Genomic DNA, 16146 nt, shown 5'->3' on the forward strand with positions numbered 1-16146 from the left:
GTCGTCCTTTCATGGATCGTTTCAGCAAGGCCGAACGCGCCGTATTGCTGGCGGTCAAAGGTGTCGGCCCCACGGTGGTCCAGCGACTTGAAGAGCTGGGCATCAACACGCTGGCCCAGCTTGCCGTGCTCGATGCGCAGGCCCTGACCCAGCAGGCGTCGGCCATGCTCGGCAGCACCTGTTGGCGCAACAGCCCGCAGGCCCGCGCCGCCATGGCCGCGGCCATTGAAGCGGCGCGCGCCGCCCAGCCCTAGTCGCGCGTCGCGCACGTGGGATGGACAACGCGAAGCTTGTCCGCCGAGGCGTCCGGCGACGGACCAGCCCGCGACGCCGCCACGCCGCCACGCCCACGTTGCTCCGTTTCGCGGATGGTGGATGAAAGAGCGTCATCCACCCTACGTCGGGTGGACAACGCGAAGCTTGTCCGCCAAGGCGTTCGGCGACCGCCGAGCCTGCGACACCGCCACGCCCACGTTGTTCCGTTTCGCGGAGGTGGTGGATGAAGAAGCGTCATCCACCCTACGTAGGGTGGACAACGCGAAGCTTGTCCACCAAGGCGTCCGGCGACGGCCGAGCCTGCGACACCGCCACGCCCACGTTGCTCTGTTTCGAGGGGGTGGTGGATGAAGGAGCGTCATCCACCCTACGTAGGGTGGACAACGCGAAGCTTGTCCACCAAGGCGCCGGGCGACGGCCGAGCCTGCGACATCGCCACGCCCACGTTGCTCCGTTTCGTGGAGGTGGTGGATGAAGGAGGGTCATCCACCCTACGTAGGGTGGACAACGCGAAGCTTGTCCACCAACGCGGCCGGCGACGCCACAGCGCGCCTCAGGCGATGCCCAGGCCCGGAATGGCGACGATCGATTCGGGGTCGAACCCGCCCAGCGCGGCGAAATGCTTGCCGCGGGCGACGTAGTCCTTGTAGGCGCCATAACTCGGCGCCCCGGGCGAAAGCAGCATCACCCCGGTCTCACCCAACCGCGCGCGTGCCTGCTGCACGGCCGAGGCCAGCGTGTCCGCTTCCAGCAGCTGCAGGCGCCCCTGCTCGGCCAGGGGGCGCAGAAGCGCGTGGATCCTCGGGCCGTTCTGCCCCATGGTGACCACCACCTCGGGACAATGCGTGGTGACCTGCTTGGCGAAGTCGTCCCAGTCCAGGCCGCGGTCGTGCCCGCCCAGCAGGATGGCCACTGGCTGGCGGCCATCGGCCACGCACTCCAGCGCTGCCAGGCTGGCGTGCGGGGTGGTGCTGATGGAATCGTTGATCCAGGTGATGCCCTCGCGCGTGCCCAGGGTCTGCAGCCGGTTGGGCAGCGGGCGGAAGGTGGTCGCGGCGGCGGCCAGCGCCACGCCATCCAGGCCCAGCGCCTCGATGGCGGTCAGCACCGCGCACAGATTGCTGCGGTTGTGACGCCCGGGCACCGGCACCGTGGTGGTGTCCAGCACGAAGCGCTCGCCGCGATGGAGGTCGTTGCCGCGCAGGTGCCAGCCCTGCGGCTGGTTGAACCAGTGCACCTGGCTCTGCGGCAGCACCAGCGTGGACAGCAGCGGATCGGCGGCGTTGAGCACGGCGATGCGCGGATGGGCCACCGTCACCAGCGCCAGCTTGTCCTCGATGTAACGCTGCTGGCTGCCGTGCCAGTCCAGGTGCTCGGGAAAGAGGTTGAGCACGATGGCCACCGCCGGCGCGGCGCCGGACAGGGCGACATCGCGGGTCTGGTAGCTGGACAGCTCCACCGCCCAGTCCTGCGGCGGCGGCTGCGGGTCCAGCACCTCCAGCAAGGGCACGCCGATATTGCCCACCAGCGCGGTGCGTCGCCCGGCCGCGCGCAGCAGGTGCGCCAGCAGCGCGGTGGTGGTGCTCTTGCCCTTGGTACCGGTGACGGCCACGGTGTCTTCGACGATGCCCTGCGCGTTGGCGCGCTCGCCGAACCACAGCGTGCTGCCGCCGATCAGCGCGGTGCCGCGCGCCACGGCATGCGCGGCCGCCTCCCCGTAGGGACTGATGCCGGGCGATTTGACGACCACCTCGAAGGCCGCCAGCGCTTGGCCCGTGGCCTCCAACCGCACCTGCAGGGCCGGATCGGCCAGCGCGGCGACCTCATCGGCCTCGGCGGCGCTGCAGAACAGCGTCAGCGGCTGGGTCGGAAAGCGACCGCGCAGGACGCGATAGGCCGCGCGGCCCTCGCGCCCCCAGCCCCACAGGGCCAGCCTGCGGCCTTCAAGCTGCGAAACGCGCACGCAGGCGTTCCCACAGCGCGGCCGGGATGCGGTGCTCGCCCTGCGGTTCCAGCAGCGCTTCCACCGCCAGCTCGGTCGGGTCCAGTTGCGGCCGGATCTCGCGGTTGAAGCGCGCCACCAGCACGTCCTCCTTCCACTCCGGGCGCTCGCCCAGGGTGGCCATCGCCGCGCGCGATTCGCGGCCTTCGCCGACGCATTCGAACGGCTTGTGGTCCTGGTACTCCAGCAGCGCATCGAAGCCGCCGACCTGGCCGGCATCGTCCAGCAGGTTGCGGCCGAAGATCTTCACCAGCCGGGTCTTGGGCATGAACGGGGCCAGCGCCAGGTAGACGAAGTGGCACTTGGGGCACATGCCGCACCAGCGGTTCACCGGGCGCTCGCCGAGGATATGGAAGTTGCGGTTGCAGCTGGAGAAATGCGCGTCGTAGTGGTCGGTGCGGGCGAACTGCCGGGCCACGGCCAGCTCCGACAGCGGCCGCAGCAGCGAGTAATACTTCAGGTCCGCGGCCAGGTGCCGTTGCACGTAGTCGGCCAGCGCCGTCTCGAAGGCCCAGCCCTTGGACCACTGGTGGTTCACCTCGCCGGTCCCGGGGATGATGCTGCCGTAGCTGGCCGAGCGCTCGTTGGAGAACACCACCTGGTCCATGTCGTGCAGCAGCGCGGCCATCAGCAGGATCGAGGAGTTCACCGCGGTAACCGGGATATGCCCGTTCCAGGCGCCCTGGCGGTTGAGCTCGAACAGCTCCGGCGCCAGCGCGCGCCCGATCTGCAGCGAGGCCAGCCCCGTGCGTGCCGCACAGGCGGCGATCAGCTGCGAGCCGCCTACCCAGGTCACCGTCTGCTCCACTCCCAGCGCGCGCAGCGACTCGATGGACACCAGCGAGTCCTTGCCGCCGCCGATGGCCACCAGCGCATGCGCGCGCAGGCCCAGCGCCGGCGCGGGCGCTTCGTCGTTGGCGGCCGCGCGCGGGAATTTGATCCGCCCATGCAGGTCCAGCCCGTTGCGATAGGCGAACTCGCCCAGCCCGTTGAGGTAGACCTGCTCCAGCCAGTCGGCGGTGTCCGCATCCAGCGGCTCGCCCTCCACCAGGATGGTCTGCGGCACGCCGGCCTTGTAGTAGCTCACCCCGGCCATCAGGTGCAGCAGGCGCAGGGCGCGCTGCACCGCGGCCGCGCGCTCGGGCGACAGCGCGAACGGCGCGCCCGGGAAGGTCACCGTCTCCACCAGCTCCGGCCCCTGGTCGAAGGCATAGCGCAGCTTGGCCACGCCGGTGTCGGCATCGAAGGCGCAGCCGACGAAGCGGAACGCCTGCACGGCATCACGCTGGAACTTCCACTCAGACATCGAGGACCTCTTCCTTCGGCAGGTCGCGCTGGTTGTAGGTGCTGGCCATGCTGTAGCCGTAGGCGCCGGCGTCGGAAATCAGCATGACATCGCCCGGTGCGGTGGTGGCGGGCAGCTTGCGGCGGCGGCCGAAGACATCGGAGGACTCGCAGATCGGGCCGACCACGTCGAAGCTGGCGGTGTCCTGCTCTTCCAGGCGACTCAGGTTGGCGATGTCGTGCCAGGCGTCGTACAGCGCCGGGCGGATCAGGGCGTTCATGCCCGCATCCAGGCCGACGCGACGGATGCCGTCCTTCTCGATCACCTGGGTGGCCGCGGCCAGCAAGACGCCGGCCTCGGCCACCAGATAGCGGCCGGGCTCGATGGCCAGGCGGAAAGCCGGGTGCACGGCCTTGACCTCTTCCAGGCCCTTGGCCCACGCGTCCAGGTCGAAGGGCTCGTCGTCGGCGTGGTACGGGATCGGCAGGCCGCCGCCGATGTCGATGATCTCGATGGTGCCGATGCGGCGCGCGAAGCCGGCCAGCTCATCGCACATCAGGCGCCAGTGGCCCTCGGCCTCCACGCCGCTGCCGAGGTGCGCATGCAGGCCGGTGAGGGTGATGTCCAGGGCGCGCGCGGCGGCGACGAACTCATCCACGCGCGCGGCCGACAGCCCGAACTTGGAGGCCTTGCCGCCGGTGTTGACCTTCTCGTGGTGGCCATCGCCATGGCCCAGGTCCACGCGCAGCCACAGCGTGCGGCCGCGGAACACCTCCGGCCAGCGCTGCAGCGCTTCGACATTGTCCAGGGTCACGGTCACGCCCAGGCCGAAGGCGGCCTCGTACTCGGCGCGCGGTGCGAAGCTGGGGGTGAACAGCACGCGCCGCGGGGACAGCTCCGGCACCGCTTCGAACACGCGTTGCAGCTCGCCGTAGGACACGCACTCCAGGCCGAAGCCCTCCTCCACCAGCGTGCGCAGCAGCATCGGATGCGAGTTGGCCTTGATCGCGTAGTAGCGCTGGTCGATGGGGGCGATCGCCGCCAGTGCACGGGCGCGCTCGCGCACGGTGGGCAGGTGGTAGACGTAGCGCGGCGTGCCCGCCTGGGCCAGCTCCAGCAGTCGGCTGCGCTGGACCTGCCACCACGGCGTGGCGCGCGGACGCACCGCGCCGTTGATCTCACGCCAGCGCGGACCGAACACGGTGTCGTCCTCCACCGGCATCGCCCCGCTGTCGATCAGCTCGCCGTGCAGGATCGGCAGCAGGCCATCGGCGTCGGCCTCGTCGATCACGAAGGTCAGGTTCAGGTCGTTGGACGACTGGCTAATCATGTGCACGCGCTCCTTGCCGAAGGTGGCCCACACGTCCGAGAGCTTGTGCAGCAGCGAGCGCATGCCGCGGCCGACCAGGGTGATGGCCGCGCAGGGCGCGATCACCTTGACCCGGCAGATCTCCGACAGGTCGGCCGACAGGGCGGCCAGCACATCGGTGTTGACCAGGTTTTCGGACGGGTCCAGCGACACGGTGACGTTGGTCTCGGCCGAGCCGATCAGGTCCACCGACAGCCCGTGCTTCTTGAACAGCGCGAACACGTCGGCCAGGAAGCCGACCTGCTGCCACATGCCGATGCCTTCCATCGACACCAGCACGATGCCGTTGCGGCGGCTGATGGCCTTCACCCCCGGCACCGGCTCGACGCTGCCGTCGATGCTGGTGCCCGGCAGCTCGGGACGCTCGGTGTCCAGGATCGCCATCGGCACGCTGGCATCGCGGCAGGGCTTGATCGAGCGCGGGTGCAGCACCTTGGCGCCGGTGGTGGCGATTTCCTGCGCCTCGAAATAGTCCAGGCGGGTGAGCAGACGCGCATCGGGCACCTCGCGCGGGTTGGCGCTGAACATGCCGGGCACGTCGGTCCAGATCTCCACGCGGCGGGCCTTGAGCAGCGCGCCGAAGTACGCGGCCGAGGTGTCCGAGCCGCCGCGGCCGAGGATGGCCGTGCCGCCGTCGGCGTGGCGGGCGATGAAGCCCTGGCTGATCAGCACGCGCGTGGGCTGCTGCGAAAACGCAGCGCGCAGTTCCTCGCTGCCTTGCGCATCGCAGGACACCGACAGGCGCTGCGACCACGCGCTCTGGTTGGGGATGGCCAGGGCGCTGAGCCACTGGCGCGCATCGCACCAGCCGATCTCCAGCCCCTGCCCGGCCAGGTAGGCCGCACCGATGGTAGAGGAAAGCAGCTCGCCCTGCCCCAGCACCTCGGCCTGCCAGTCCAGCGCGCGGCTGCCCGCGCGCGGATCGCTGCCCAGCGCGCGCAGCGCCGCCAGGCGCTCGCCCAGGACCGCCTCGGCATCCAGCTCCAGCTCCGCCAGGAACTCGCGGTGGCGCGCCTCCAGCGCGGCGATGCGCTGGGCGCTGTCGGCCGCGCCGTCGGCGATGGCGGTCAGCTCGTTGGTCACGCCCGACAGCGCCGACACCACGATCACCACGCGGGCCTGGTGTTCCTCGGCACGTTTTTTCGCCAGCTTCCCAATCGTGTCCCAGCGATGACGACGCGACACCGAGGTGCCGCCGAACTTGAGGACGATCCAGCGATCGTGGGGATGGGAAGCTGACATTTTGAGTGGGGTTTACGATGTGGGGAAAAAGCCCGAAAGCCCGGGCGGAACCGCCGATTCTAAAGGAACACGCCCCATGGCACCGCCCCGCGCATGAGCACCTACCGCTATCTGCAACTGGATGTCTTCGCCCAGACCCGCGGGGCGGGCAACGCGCTGGGCGTCATCCTGGACGCCAGCGACCTGCACGGGCAGGACATGCAGGACATCGCAGCCTGGCTCAACCTGCCCGAGACCGTGTTCCTCGTGCCGCCACCGGAGGGCGCCGACCTCCACATCCGCATCTTCACGCCACGCTGCGAGCTGCCCTTTGCCGGCCACCCCAGCGTCGGGGCGGCCTGGGCGGCCGTGCACACTGGCCTGGCCAGGCCACGCCAGGGTGCCTTGCTGCTGGGCTGCGCCGCCGGCCTGTTGGCGGTGGAGATCGACGGCGAAGGCCACGGCCGCCGGGTGAGCGTGCGCGCCCCCCAGGCCACCGCCCAGCCCTCGCACGGCCACCAGGCCCTGCTGTCCGCCGCGCTGGAAGGTGTGGACACCGTCGGTGAGGCCCCGACGCTGTGGAACAACGGGCCGGGATGGTGGCTGGCAGAACTGCCCGATGCCGATGCGGTGGCGATGCTGGCGCCCAGGTTTGCCGAGATCGCCGCGTTGTCCCGCGCCAGTGGCGCCATCGGCCTGGCCGTGTTCGCCTTGACCGAGATGGACGGGGTGGTGGTGCGCGCCTTCTGTCCCGCCGACGCGCCGGCCACGCCGGAGGATCCGGTCACTGGCAGCGCCAATGCCTGCATCGCCGCCTGGCTGCATGCGCAGGGTCGCCTGCCCGGCGCGGACGGCGGCTACGTCGCGCGGCAAGGCATGCAGGTCGGGCGCGAGGGCCGTGTCCATGTGCGGGTGGATCCGGACGGGGCGGTGTGGATCGGCGGACAGGTGCGGCAGGTCATCGACGGCACGCTGGACTGGTAGCGGCGCGCGCGTAGCGATCCGGTGCGGCGTGCCGGCCTGATACCCTGCGCGCCCCACGTTCCTGGTATGCCCCATGACCTCGCGTCGCTTCCTGCAAGTGGATGTGTTCTCGCCCCGCCCCGGCTGCGGCAACCCCCTGGCGGTGGTGCTGGATGCGCAGGGCCTGGGCGAGGCGGACATGCAGGCCATCGCCCGCTGGACCAAGCTGCCGGAGACCACGTTCGTCTTTCCTGCGCAGGACGAAGGCGCCAGCTACCGCATCCGCATGTTCGCGCCGCAGAAAGAAGTGCCCTTCGCCGGCCATCCCAGCGTGGGCACCGCCTTCGCGGTGATGCAGGCCGGTCTGGCCCAGCCCCGCGATGGCCTCCTGGTGCAGGACGGCATCGCCGGCAGATTGCCGTTGCGCGTGGAGCGGGTGGAGGGCGTGGAACAGATCTCCATCCGCGTGCCGCGCGCCAGCGTGGCCGAAGTGGTGGATGCCGATGACCGGCGCCTGCAGCCGGTCATCGGCCACTGGCCGCTGGGCGCGCTGCCACCGGCGCTGATGGATGGCGGTCGCAAGTGGTGGCTGGTGGAGCTGGCCGACGAGGCCGCCCTGCGCGGCCTGGCCCCGGACTGGGACGCGATCGCCGCCCTGGCCGAATCCACCGGCGCGATGGGCGTGTTCGCCTACGCGCGCGCCAATCCGGGGCAGCCCTTCGCGCTGGCCGTGCGCGCCTTCGTCGGCAATGGCCGACGCTTCGAGGACGCCGCCTCCGGTGCGGCCAACGCAGTGCTGGCGGCGTGGCTGGACCACCGCGGTGCGTTGCCCGGCCAGGACCGGCGCTATGTCGCCAGCCAGGGGCGTGAGGTCGGCTTCGACGCGCTGCTGGCGCTGCAGGTCGATGCGCAAGGCGAGGTGTGGTCCGGCGGACAGGTGCAGTGCGTGGTGCGCGGCGAGCTGGCCTGGGGCTGAGGCGAGGAGTGAGTGAGGAGTGAGTAGTGAGGAGTGAGCGGAAGCGGGAAGCCGCTGGCGTTGCTCACGCTGGCGCGAGGTTGCGCTCTGCTTGATTGCTGGCTCACTAATTAGAGAAGGGGCCTTGCGGCCCCTGTGGGTTGGTCCCCCGAAAACCCGAGTCGAGGCGGTGCGATCAATCGGGCTGCGGCGTCACATCGACACGGACGCGGATGCGATCGCCGGGGTGATGATCGGTTCGCGTGCGGAAGCTGCGGCCCATGTATTCGTAGGTGACGTCGTAGCCATCGACCTGGCCTTCATCGTACGCGGCACCGTAGGAGGAGACCGGGCCGGGGTCACAGACCCGGACCTGCCCACGCTGGGCCTGCTGGTTGCGCTGGTTGGCGTCGTAGATCGAGCGCCCGGCCAGACCACCGGCCGCCGTGCCGACCGCGGTGCCGACCAGCTGCCCGGAGCCGCCACCAATGCGGCTGCCCAGCACTGCACCGGCGATGCCGCCGACGACCGTGGCCACCGTGCGCCCGGTTTCGCTGCCGCGCTGCACACCCTGTCCGACATACCCGCTGTCGTAGCCGTCGTCGACATAACCGTCCCCACCGCGACCTGCGTAGACGTCGTCGGCGTCGCGGTAGTAGCAGTGCTGGCGCACCTGCCTGCTCTCATAGCGCGGCGGCGCGATGATCGGATCCACCCGCACCACGCGGGCGTAGTCGTAGAGCTCGCGCTGCGACTCGTAGCGATCGCGGTAGCGGTCCTCGACGGTCGAATAGGATTGCGCGAATGCGGACGCCGGCAGCATCGAAGCCAGGGCGGCCAGCAGCAGGCAGCGTGAGAGGCAGGACATGGGCGCGCTCCGGCGAAGTGACGGCTCGCATCATGCGCGCCGTAGCCGCAAACCCGCCCTGAACATGACGGCCGTGCGCAGGAGCGTTTAGCAGGGGGACAGCCGGCGCCGCGTGGGCGCCGACCGTATGTCGCGACTTAAACGAACTCGACTTCCAGGCTGATCGGCACCGCCTTCAGCGCCTGCGAGACCGGGCAGTTCTCCTTGGCGTCCTCGGCGATGGCCTTGAACTTGTCCGCATCGATACCCGGCACGCTGCCCTTGAGCTTGAGCCGGATCTGGGACAGCTTCGGGCCGCCCTCCATCGACAGATCGACGTCGGCGCGCGTGTCCAGCGAGGTCGCCGGCGAGCCGGCCTCGGCCAGCTTGTTGGACAGCGCCATGGTGAAGCAGGCCGCGTGCGCGGCGGCGATGAGCTCTTCCGGGTTGGTGCCCTTCTCATCGCCGAAACGCGAGTTGAAGCCGTAACGCACGTTGTCCATCAGACCGCTCTGCGGGGTGCTGATGACGCCCTTGCCCGACTTCAGATCGCCTTCCCAGTGCGCGGTGGCGTGACGCGAGATGCCCATGACCAGACTCCTGTGTTGAGGGATGCCGGCAAGGTACGGGGCGACCCGTTACGCGCTCGTCTTGTGTCCTGCGCACCGCGGCACCCCGCCCCTATTTTTGGGCGCCGATGCCGGCAAGAGCGGCCCACGCCGCCACACTCAGACCAAAGTCCCGTAAAAAACCGGGTTTTCCCGCGTTTTCCTCTTCACTCTCGACGCGTGTTCGCCTACATTTCGCGTGCCGACTGGATCGGCCCGAATCACCACCTCATACGGTACACAGGACAACTCAATGGCAAAGACCGCTAAGAAGGCCGTCGCTAAGAAGGCCCCCGCAAAGGCCCCCGCGAAGAAGGCTGCAAAGCCGGCCGCCCCGAAGATCATCAAGGAAACCCTGACCAAGTCGGGTCTGGTCGCCCACATCGCCGAGACCTCGGCGGTCGCGCCGAAGGACGTCAAGGCCGTGATGGCCGCGCTGGAAGGCGCGATCACCGCGTCGCTGTCCAAGAAGGGCGCCGGCTCGTTCGTGCTGCCGGGCCTGCTGAAGATCAAGACCGTCAACGTGCCGGCCAAGCCGAAGCGCAAGGGCATCAACCCCTTCACCAAGGAAGAGCAGTGGTTCGCCGCCAAGCCGGCCACCACCAAGCTCAAGCTCAACGGCCTGAAGAAGCTCAAGGACGCCGCGCTCTGAGCGCAGTTTCCTCATCGCTTCACCGATTTGGGACGGCAATGCCGTCCCAAATCGTTTCCGGACCCCGCCGATGCGGGAAGACGGCAAGCCTCGATGCGACGCCTTTCTTCGAAAACCGGACGCGCCGGGCCGCGCACGTGAACCCAGGTGTCCGGGAAGCAGCGGCTTCCACCCTGCTGACGTGCCCATCCTCTGCGGAGGCCGTGGTTTGAACACGCCATCGCCCGAGCCGCGCAGCAGACCCACCACCGCCCTGCGCCTGCGTCGCTGGCTGCTGCGTCTGTGCATTTTGGTGGCCCTGGGCCTGGTCGCCACCTGGGCCTGGCACCAGCCTTTCCTGGCCACCCCGCGCGCGGTGTGGTCGCTGTATCGACAGCCGCCGCCGACCTCGCTGGTCGTGCCCGTGCAGGGCGTGCGTGCGCGCCAGATCGCCGACACCTTCGGCGCGCAGCGCGGCGCCAGCCGCCGTCATGCCGGCGTGGACATCTTCGGCAAGCGCGGCACGCCGGTGCTCAGCGCCACCGCGGGCGTGGTGGCCTCCATCCGCGAAGGCGGGCTGGGAGGCCGGCAGGTGTGGATCCTCGGCCCGGCCGGCGAGCGCCACTATTACGCACACCTGCAGGACTGGCGTCCAGGGCTGGAGGAGGGACAGATCGTCCCGGCCGGCACGGTGCTGGGCTTCGTCGGCGACAGCGGCAATGCCAAGGGCACCCCGCCCCATTTGCACTACGGCATCTACGGCAAGGACGGCGCCTACGACCCCTTGCCGCTGCTGCGCGCCACGCGCTGAGCCTGGAACGATTCATCGCACCCCTGGCGCTGATGGGCGCGCTTGGCGCGCCTAAGGTGATCGCCACGATCGCTGCCTACCACCGCCATGGAAACCCCGCGCCGCTACCGCATCACCGTCACGCCGCTCGAGCCCGACGGCCTGCCCTGCTACGACCGTTGCAGCCTGGAGTTCGATCACAGCCAACCCGGCGATCTGATGCGCCGGGTCGAAGCGGCCAGCAGCGGCCGCGTCCTGGCGGGCGACGAAGCCACCGCCCTGGTGCTGGGGCTCTCGCTGTTGGAGGCCCTGGCCTTGCACGGCTCGGCCACCACCCAGGCGTTGCTCGCCCCGCTGTCGGCAGCGCTACAGCAACAGGCCGAGCGAACCTGGAATCGCACGCTTCCCTGATGGTCGCCCCTGTGCGGACGCGCTAGGCTCTGCGCAGCCTCCCGGAGCCTGGCGATGCGCCCGACCACACCCCATCCAGCGCAGCCCGGCATTCCGATGCCAGGCACACGGCGGCTCGCCTTGGCCAGCGGGCTGCTGCTGCCGTTGATCCTGGTGTCCTGCACCTGCGGCCGCCCACCCGCCGCAGCGATCGGTACCGCTCCCACCGCCAAGGCGTCCAAGACCGCCGACGCGGCCCAGCCTGCCCCCAGCGCGACTGCCAGCGCGGCCTCGGCCGCGCAGACGCAACAGGCCGCACGCATGGGCGAGGCCGCCTCGCTGGTGCACGCCTACCTGGGCGCGCTGGCTGCTGGCGATCGCACGCGCGCCGACGCGTACTGGCGCAACGGACACCCGCCGCCGGTCGCCGACGACGCCCTGCTGCGCAATCTTCCCGGACTGCAGTCGGTGCAGATCCGCAACACCGCGCCGGTTGCGCTGGACAAGGCCGTTCCCACCGGCGCAGTGGAAGTGCCGGTCACCCTGCGCATGGTGTCCCCGCAGGGGCAGGTGATGCATTACGTCGGTCGCTACCGTCTGGCGCGCTCGCTGGACGACACGGGCTGGCAGATCAGCTCCGCCTCGGTCCATGCTCGCGTGGATTGACCTGCGATTCACCCACGCGCGTTAGGGTGGCCTTCTTTGGCCTGCACCCTGACCGATGCCGCTGCCACGCCGATGGTTCATCCCGATGTTCGCGCTGGCCCTGGTGGGCCTGGCTTGCCTGTCTGCAGCTATGGCGTCGGCCCAGACGACTGCCAAGGACGAGATCGCCATCCCCGGCGAACGCGTCCAGGGTTACATCGCCGGCGAGGTCCCACGCGATTTCGAACTGCTGGGCGGCCTGCTGGTGGTCACCACGCGCGAGCCCGACCTGCAGATCCCGCACGACGGCGACCGGGTGCGGATGACGCTGCATGCCAGCGTCGGCGCGCCCGGCTATGCCGCCGCGCAGCCGCTGGGGCGGGTGGAGATGAGCAGCCGCCTGCGCTATGACGAAGCAGCCCAGGCGCTGTTCCTGGACCAGCCGCGGCTGGAGCGCTTCACCCCTGACCAGCCGGGCCAACAGCTGGATGCCCAGACCCGCGAAGCGCTCAACCTGTGGCTGCAGGACTACGCCCGCACCCAGCCGGTGTATGCGCTGGACCCGCAGCTGCTGGCGCAGTTCGGCTCGGTGAAGGTGCGCGCCGTGCGCGTGGCGCAAGGTGCGATCATCGTCCAGTTCAACCAGCCGGTCGGCATGCCCGATCTCGACGATACCCCCTGACCCACCATGCGCTCACATACCCTGCCCCTTTGTCTTTGCAGCGTCCTGGTGCTGGCGGCCTGCCAGCCACCGCCACAGGATCCGGCCACGCGCAGCGAACCAGACACCAAGACAGTGGCCGCGCAGCGAGCGACTGCGCCAGCGCCCGCGCCAGCACCTTCTGCAGCGACCAGCGAAGCGGCCGAGCCTGGCATTCCCCTTGAACACTCGCCAGCAGCGGCGGCGCCACCGGCCGACGCGGCCGCAGCAGCGACCCTGGTGCGCGACTACTACGCGGCGATCAATGCCAAGGACTACGCGCGTGCCTACGGCATGTGGTCCGAGCAGGGCAAGGCCAGCGGACAGACCGCCGAGCAGTTCGCCAACGGCTACGCCAGCACCGAACGCGTCCAGGCGGACGTCGGCATGCCGGGCAATGCCGAGGGCGCGGCCGGCTCGCGCTATCTGCAGGTGCCGGTGACCGTGCACAGCGTCCGCAGCGGTGGCGAGCAGCGGACCTACGCCGGGCACTTCGTCCTGCGCGCGGTGGTGGCCGACGGGGCACCGGTCTCGGCGCGGCAGTGGCATCTATACAGCGCCGAGCTGCAGCGCAAGACGCCTTGAGTCGGCCGCGCTGACGGGCCGACCGAAGGTCCGTTCGACGATTCGCCCGTTGGGGCGGCCCCGGTGGCCTGAAGCCATCGACTGCGCAGGGGCTTTCCCAGGAAGGCCCCCTCGCGGCTGAAGCCGCTCCCACAGATGAGGTCGCTCCCACAGAATGCTTTGAGGGAGGACTCGAGGTTCGTTTAGGCGGCCTTGCGACGCTTGGGCTGCAGCATGGTGCCGGTGCAGTTCTTGGAGCCGCAGCGACAGGCCCAGATCTTCTTCAGGCGCGCTGTGTGCGGCTCGGCCAGGGTGATGCCGTAGTTGTAGGTCAGCTCCTGGCCCGGCTTGATCGCCTTGATCGCCTCGATGAACACCTTGTCCTTGCTGCGGTCATCGCCCTCGGCTTCCTCGATCACCGCCTCGCAGTTGGGGCTGCAGCTGTGATTGATCCACTTGGCCACGTTGCCGCGCTTGGTCGCATCGATCACGTAGTCGTCGTTGAGGGTGAACAGGAAGGTGTGCCCGGATTCCACGTCGCCGTTGTCGTCGGCGTCCACTTCTTCATGCGTACGCAGCTGCCCGCGGTACTGGATGATGCGCTCGCCCTTGGCGATGGCGTCGGTGGCGAACACGCCGTTGCCATGGATGGGCGACTTGCGGGCTTCGATCTTGCTGGGCATGCGGTATCCGGAAAGTTGGGAAAGGCCTTGCGGCGATTCTCACCTACCGGCCCGGCAATCCCAAGTGCTGCGCTCGATCGACACCAGTGTCGGCCTGCATGAACGCCCGCTCAGGCGGCAGGTTGGCTCGCGGCGGATGAAAAGCGTACAATTTCGGTCCTGATTTGAACGCACCGCCCCCTGCCATGCTCCGCGTCACCAAACTCACCGATTACGCCACCGTCGTGCTCACCGTCCTGGCCGCGCGTCCGGGCGAGGTGGCCAGCGCCAGCGACCTGGCCGAGCAATCGGGCCTGGAGTCGCCCACGGTCAGCAAGCTGCTCAAGCCGCTGGCGCAGGCAGGGCTGGTGGAGGGCCTGCGCGGCGCACATGGCGGCTACCGCCTGGCCCGCGCGGCCGATCGCATCACCCTGATCGAGATCGTCGAGGCCATGGAAGGTCCGCTGGCCATCACCGAATGCAGCCTGCACGCCAACCAGTGCGGCATCGCCACCCGCTGTGGTGCGCGCGCCAACTGGCGCCTGATCAACGACGTGGTGGCCGATGCGCTGCGCGGCGTGACCCTGGCGCAGATGCTGCAACCGCCGGCCGCGCATTCCCCTTCCACCCCACGCCCGCGCACGCTCGACGTGCAGCTGGCCCGTTGACCCGTAGGCAGCCACATGGCCACCGAGCTCGCACCCCCGCAGAACGCTGAAATCATCGAACGCCTTGGCCGTCGCTACGACGCCGGCTTCATCACCGACATCGAGACCGACTCGCTGCCGGCCGGCCTGGACGAGGACATCATCCGCGCCCTGTCGGCCAAGAAGCACGAGCCGGAGTGGATGACCGACTGGCGCCTGGCCGCCTATCGCCACTGGCTGAAGATGCCGATGCCGGAATGGGCCAAGCTGAAGATCGCGCCGATCGATTTCCAGGCGCTCAGCTACTACTCCGCGCCCAAGGGCCCCAAGTACAAGTCGCTGGACGAGGTGCCCAAGGAGCTGCTGGACACCTACGACAAGCTCGGCGTGCCGCTGCACGAGCGCGCCAAGCTGGCCGGCGTGGCGGTCGATGCGGTGTTCGATTCGGTCTCCGTGGGCACCACCTTCCGCAAGGAACTGGCCGAGAAGGGCGTGATCTTCTGCTCCATGTCCGAGGCCATCGCCGAGCATCCCGAGCTGGTCCGGCAGTACCTGGGCAGCGTGGTGCCGGTGGCGGACAACTATTTCGCAGCGCTGAACTCGGCGGTGTTCTCCGATGGCAGCTTCGTGTTCATCCCCAAGGGCGTGCGCTGCCCGATGGAGCTGAGCACCTATTTCCGCATCAACTCCGGGCATACCGGCCAGTTCGAGCGCACCCTGATCGTGTGCGAGGAGCAGGCCTACGTGTCCTACCTGGAAGGCTGCACCGCGCCGATGCGCGATGAGAACCAGCTGCACGCGGCAGTGGTCGAGCTGGTGGTGCTGGACGATGGCGAGATCAAGTACTCGACCGTGCAGAACTGGTACCCGGGCGACGAGGAAGGCCGCGGCGGCATCTACAACTTCGTCACCAAGCGCGCCGAGTGCCGTGGCGCGCGCAGCAAGGTCACCTGGACCCAGGTGGAGACCGGCTCTGCCATCACCTGGAAGTACCCCTCCTGCGTGCTGCTGGGCGACGATTCCTCCGGCGAGTTCCACTCGGTGGCGCTGACCCATCACCGCCAGCAGGCCGATACCGGCACCAAGATGATCCACGTCGGCAAGCGCACCAAGTCCAAGATCGTCTCCAAGGGCATCAGCGCCGGCCGCGGCCAGAACACCTATCGCGGCCTGGTCAAGGTGGAAAAGGGTGCCGACGGCGCGCGCAACTACACCCAGTGCGACTCGCTGCTGATCGGCAAGAAATGCGGCGCCCACACCTTCCCCTACATCGAGGTGAAGAACCCGGGCGCCACGGTCGAGCATGAGGCCACCACCTCCAAGATCAGCGACGACCAGCTGTTCTACTGCCGCGCCCGCGGCATCAGCGAGGAAGACGCGGTATCGCTGATCGTCGACGGCTTCTGCAAGCAGGTGTTCCGCGAGCTGCCGATGGAGTTCGCCGTGGAGGCCAAGAAGCTGCTGGAAGTCTCGCTGGAAGGCAGCGTCGGCTGAGAAGGCCGGGATTGGGGATTGGAGATTCGGGATCGGCGATGCCTCCCGCTCCTGCCCTGTTCCGCTCGCCCACGCTTTTTTACGAATCCCCAATCCC

At 69.2% G+C, this 16146-nt stretch carries 17 protein-coding genes; 11 read left to right on the forward strand and 6 right to left on the reverse strand.

Features of this window, described 5'->3' with window-relative positions; genetic code table 11:
* Positions 1 to 11 precede the first annotated feature (11 nt).
* Entirely contained in the window at positions 12 to 254 is a 243-nt protein-coding gene (locus EPA99_RS01775; protein ID WP_129469464.1) for a helix-hairpin-helix domain-containing protein, read from the forward strand.
* A 575-nt stretch (positions 255 to 829) separates the two neighbouring features.
* On the opposite strand, the gene murD is transcribed toward EPA99_RS01775, so the two are convergent.
* The 3 genes from murD to EPA99_RS01790 are packed head-to-tail and all read right to left on the reverse strand — an operon-like array spanning position 830 to position 6174.
* Positions 830 to 2239 carry a UDP-N-acetylmuramoyl-L-alanine--D-glutamate ligase gene (gene murD, locus EPA99_RS01780; RefSeq protein ID WP_129469465.1) on the reverse strand — a complete coding sequence of 470 codons (1410 nt, stop codon included), beginning with the start codon at positions 2237 to 2239 and terminating at the stop codon, positions 830 to 832.
* Complete coding sequence (gene murL / locus EPA99_RS01785) at positions 2220 to 3584, reverse strand: UDP-N-acetyl-alpha-D-muramoyl-L-alanyl-L-glutamate epimerase (protein WP_129469466.1); 1365 nt, start codon at positions 3582 to 3584, stop codon at positions 2220 to 2222. The genes murD and murL overlap by 20 nt, the downstream gene beginning before the upstream one ends.
* The gene (locus tag EPA99_RS01790) at positions 3577 to 6174 is read right to left on the reverse strand and encodes a bifunctional aspartate kinase/diaminopimelate decarboxylase (protein WP_129469467.1); all 2598 of its coding nucleotides are present in this window, start codon (positions 6172 to 6174) and stop codon (positions 3577 to 3579) included. Before EPA99_RS01790 ends, murL begins: the two co-directional genes overlap by 8 nt.
* A 93-nt stretch (positions 6175 to 6267) precedes the next feature.
* Here EPA99_RS01790 and EPA99_RS01795 point away from each other — a divergent pair, with 93 nt between their 5' ends.
* Positions 6268 to 7137, forward strand: a complete 870-nt coding sequence (locus EPA99_RS01795; RefSeq protein ID WP_129469468.1) for a PhzF family phenazine biosynthesis protein — start codon at positions 6268 to 6270, stop codon at positions 7135 to 7137.
* Between the two features lie 73 nt (positions 7138 to 7210).
* A complete protein-coding gene (locus tag EPA99_RS01800) occupies positions 7211 to 8092 on the forward strand; it encodes a PhzF family phenazine biosynthesis protein (protein ID WP_129469469.1) in 882 nt (293 codons plus the stop codon).
* A gap of 175 nt (positions 8093 to 8267) precedes the next feature.
* On the opposite strand, the gene EPA99_RS01805 is transcribed toward EPA99_RS01800, so the two are convergent.
* The gene (locus EPA99_RS01805) at positions 8268 to 8939 is read right to left on the reverse strand and encodes a glycine zipper 2TM domain-containing protein (RefSeq protein ID WP_129469470.1); all 672 of its coding nucleotides are present in this window, start codon (positions 8937 to 8939) and stop codon (positions 8268 to 8270) included.
* Between the two features lie 137 nt (positions 8940 to 9076).
* Complete coding sequence (locus EPA99_RS01810; protein ID WP_129469471.1) at positions 9077 to 9508, reverse strand: OsmC family protein; 432 nt, start codon at positions 9506 to 9508, stop codon at positions 9077 to 9079.
* A gap of 271 nt (positions 9509 to 9779) precedes the next feature.
* On the opposite strand from EPA99_RS01810, the gene EPA99_RS01815 reads away from it, so the two are divergent.
* The 6 genes from EPA99_RS01815 (at position 9780) to EPA99_RS01840 (ending at position 13267) form a co-directional block, all read left to right on the forward strand.
* Positions 9780 to 10178, forward strand: coding sequence for an HU family DNA-binding protein (locus tag EPA99_RS01815; protein WP_129469472.1), 399 nt, complete (start codon positions 9780 to 9782; stop codon positions 10176 to 10178).
* A gap of 208 nt (positions 10179 to 10386) precedes the next feature.
* Positions 10387 to 10968 (forward strand): M23 family metallopeptidase, encoded by a 582-nt coding sequence (locus tag EPA99_RS01820; protein WP_241688223.1) that lies wholly within the window; start codon positions 10387 to 10389, stop codon positions 10966 to 10968.
* Positions 10969 to 11055: 87 nt separating this feature from the next.
* The gene (locus EPA99_RS01825; RefSeq protein ID WP_129469474.1) at positions 11056 to 11358 is read left to right on the forward strand and encodes a DUF3861 family protein; all 303 of its coding nucleotides are present in this window, start codon (positions 11056 to 11058) and stop codon (positions 11356 to 11358) included.
* A gap of 54 nt (positions 11359 to 11412) precedes the next feature.
* Entirely contained in the window at positions 11413 to 12003 is a 591-nt protein-coding gene (locus EPA99_RS01830; RefSeq protein ID WP_206733660.1) for a hypothetical protein, read from the forward strand.
* Between the two features lie 55 nt (positions 12004 to 12058).
* The gene (locus EPA99_RS01835) at positions 12059 to 12664 is read left to right on the forward strand and encodes a DUF1439 domain-containing protein (RefSeq protein WP_129469476.1); all 606 of its coding nucleotides are present in this window, start codon (positions 12059 to 12061) and stop codon (positions 12662 to 12664) included.
* A 258-nt stretch (positions 12665 to 12922) separates the two neighbouring features.
* Positions 12923 to 13267 (forward strand): hypothetical protein, encoded by a 345-nt coding sequence (locus tag EPA99_RS01840; RefSeq protein ID WP_129469477.1) that lies wholly within the window; start codon positions 12923 to 12925, stop codon positions 13265 to 13267.
* 182 nt (positions 13268 to 13449) lie between these two features.
* Here EPA99_RS01840 and EPA99_RS01845 read toward each other — a convergent pair whose 3' ends face one another.
* On the reverse strand, positions 13450 to 13929 hold the full coding sequence (locus EPA99_RS01845; RefSeq protein WP_129469478.1) for an SET domain-containing protein: 480 nt from the start codon (positions 13927 to 13929) through the stop codon (positions 13450 to 13452).
* A gap of 185 nt (positions 13930 to 14114) precedes the next feature.
* Here EPA99_RS01845 and EPA99_RS01850 point away from each other — a divergent pair, with 185 nt between their 5' ends.
* Complete coding sequence (locus tag EPA99_RS01850) at positions 14115 to 14576, forward strand: SUF system Fe-S cluster assembly regulator (protein WP_129469479.1); 462 nt, start codon at positions 14115 to 14117, stop codon at positions 14574 to 14576.
* Positions 14577 to 14591: 15 nt separating this feature from the next.
* Positions 14592 to 16049 (forward strand): Fe-S cluster assembly protein SufB, encoded by a 1458-nt coding sequence (gene sufB / locus EPA99_RS01855; protein WP_129469480.1) that lies wholly within the window; start codon positions 14592 to 14594, stop codon positions 16047 to 16049.
* The last annotated feature ends 97 nt before the right edge of the window (positions 16050 to 16146 follow it).

The sequence above is a fragment of the Pseudoxanthomonas composti genome, assembly GCF_004122095.1.
Lineage (GTDB): Bacteria > Pseudomonadota > Gammaproteobacteria > Xanthomonadales > Xanthomonadaceae > Pseudoxanthomonas_A > Pseudoxanthomonas_A composti.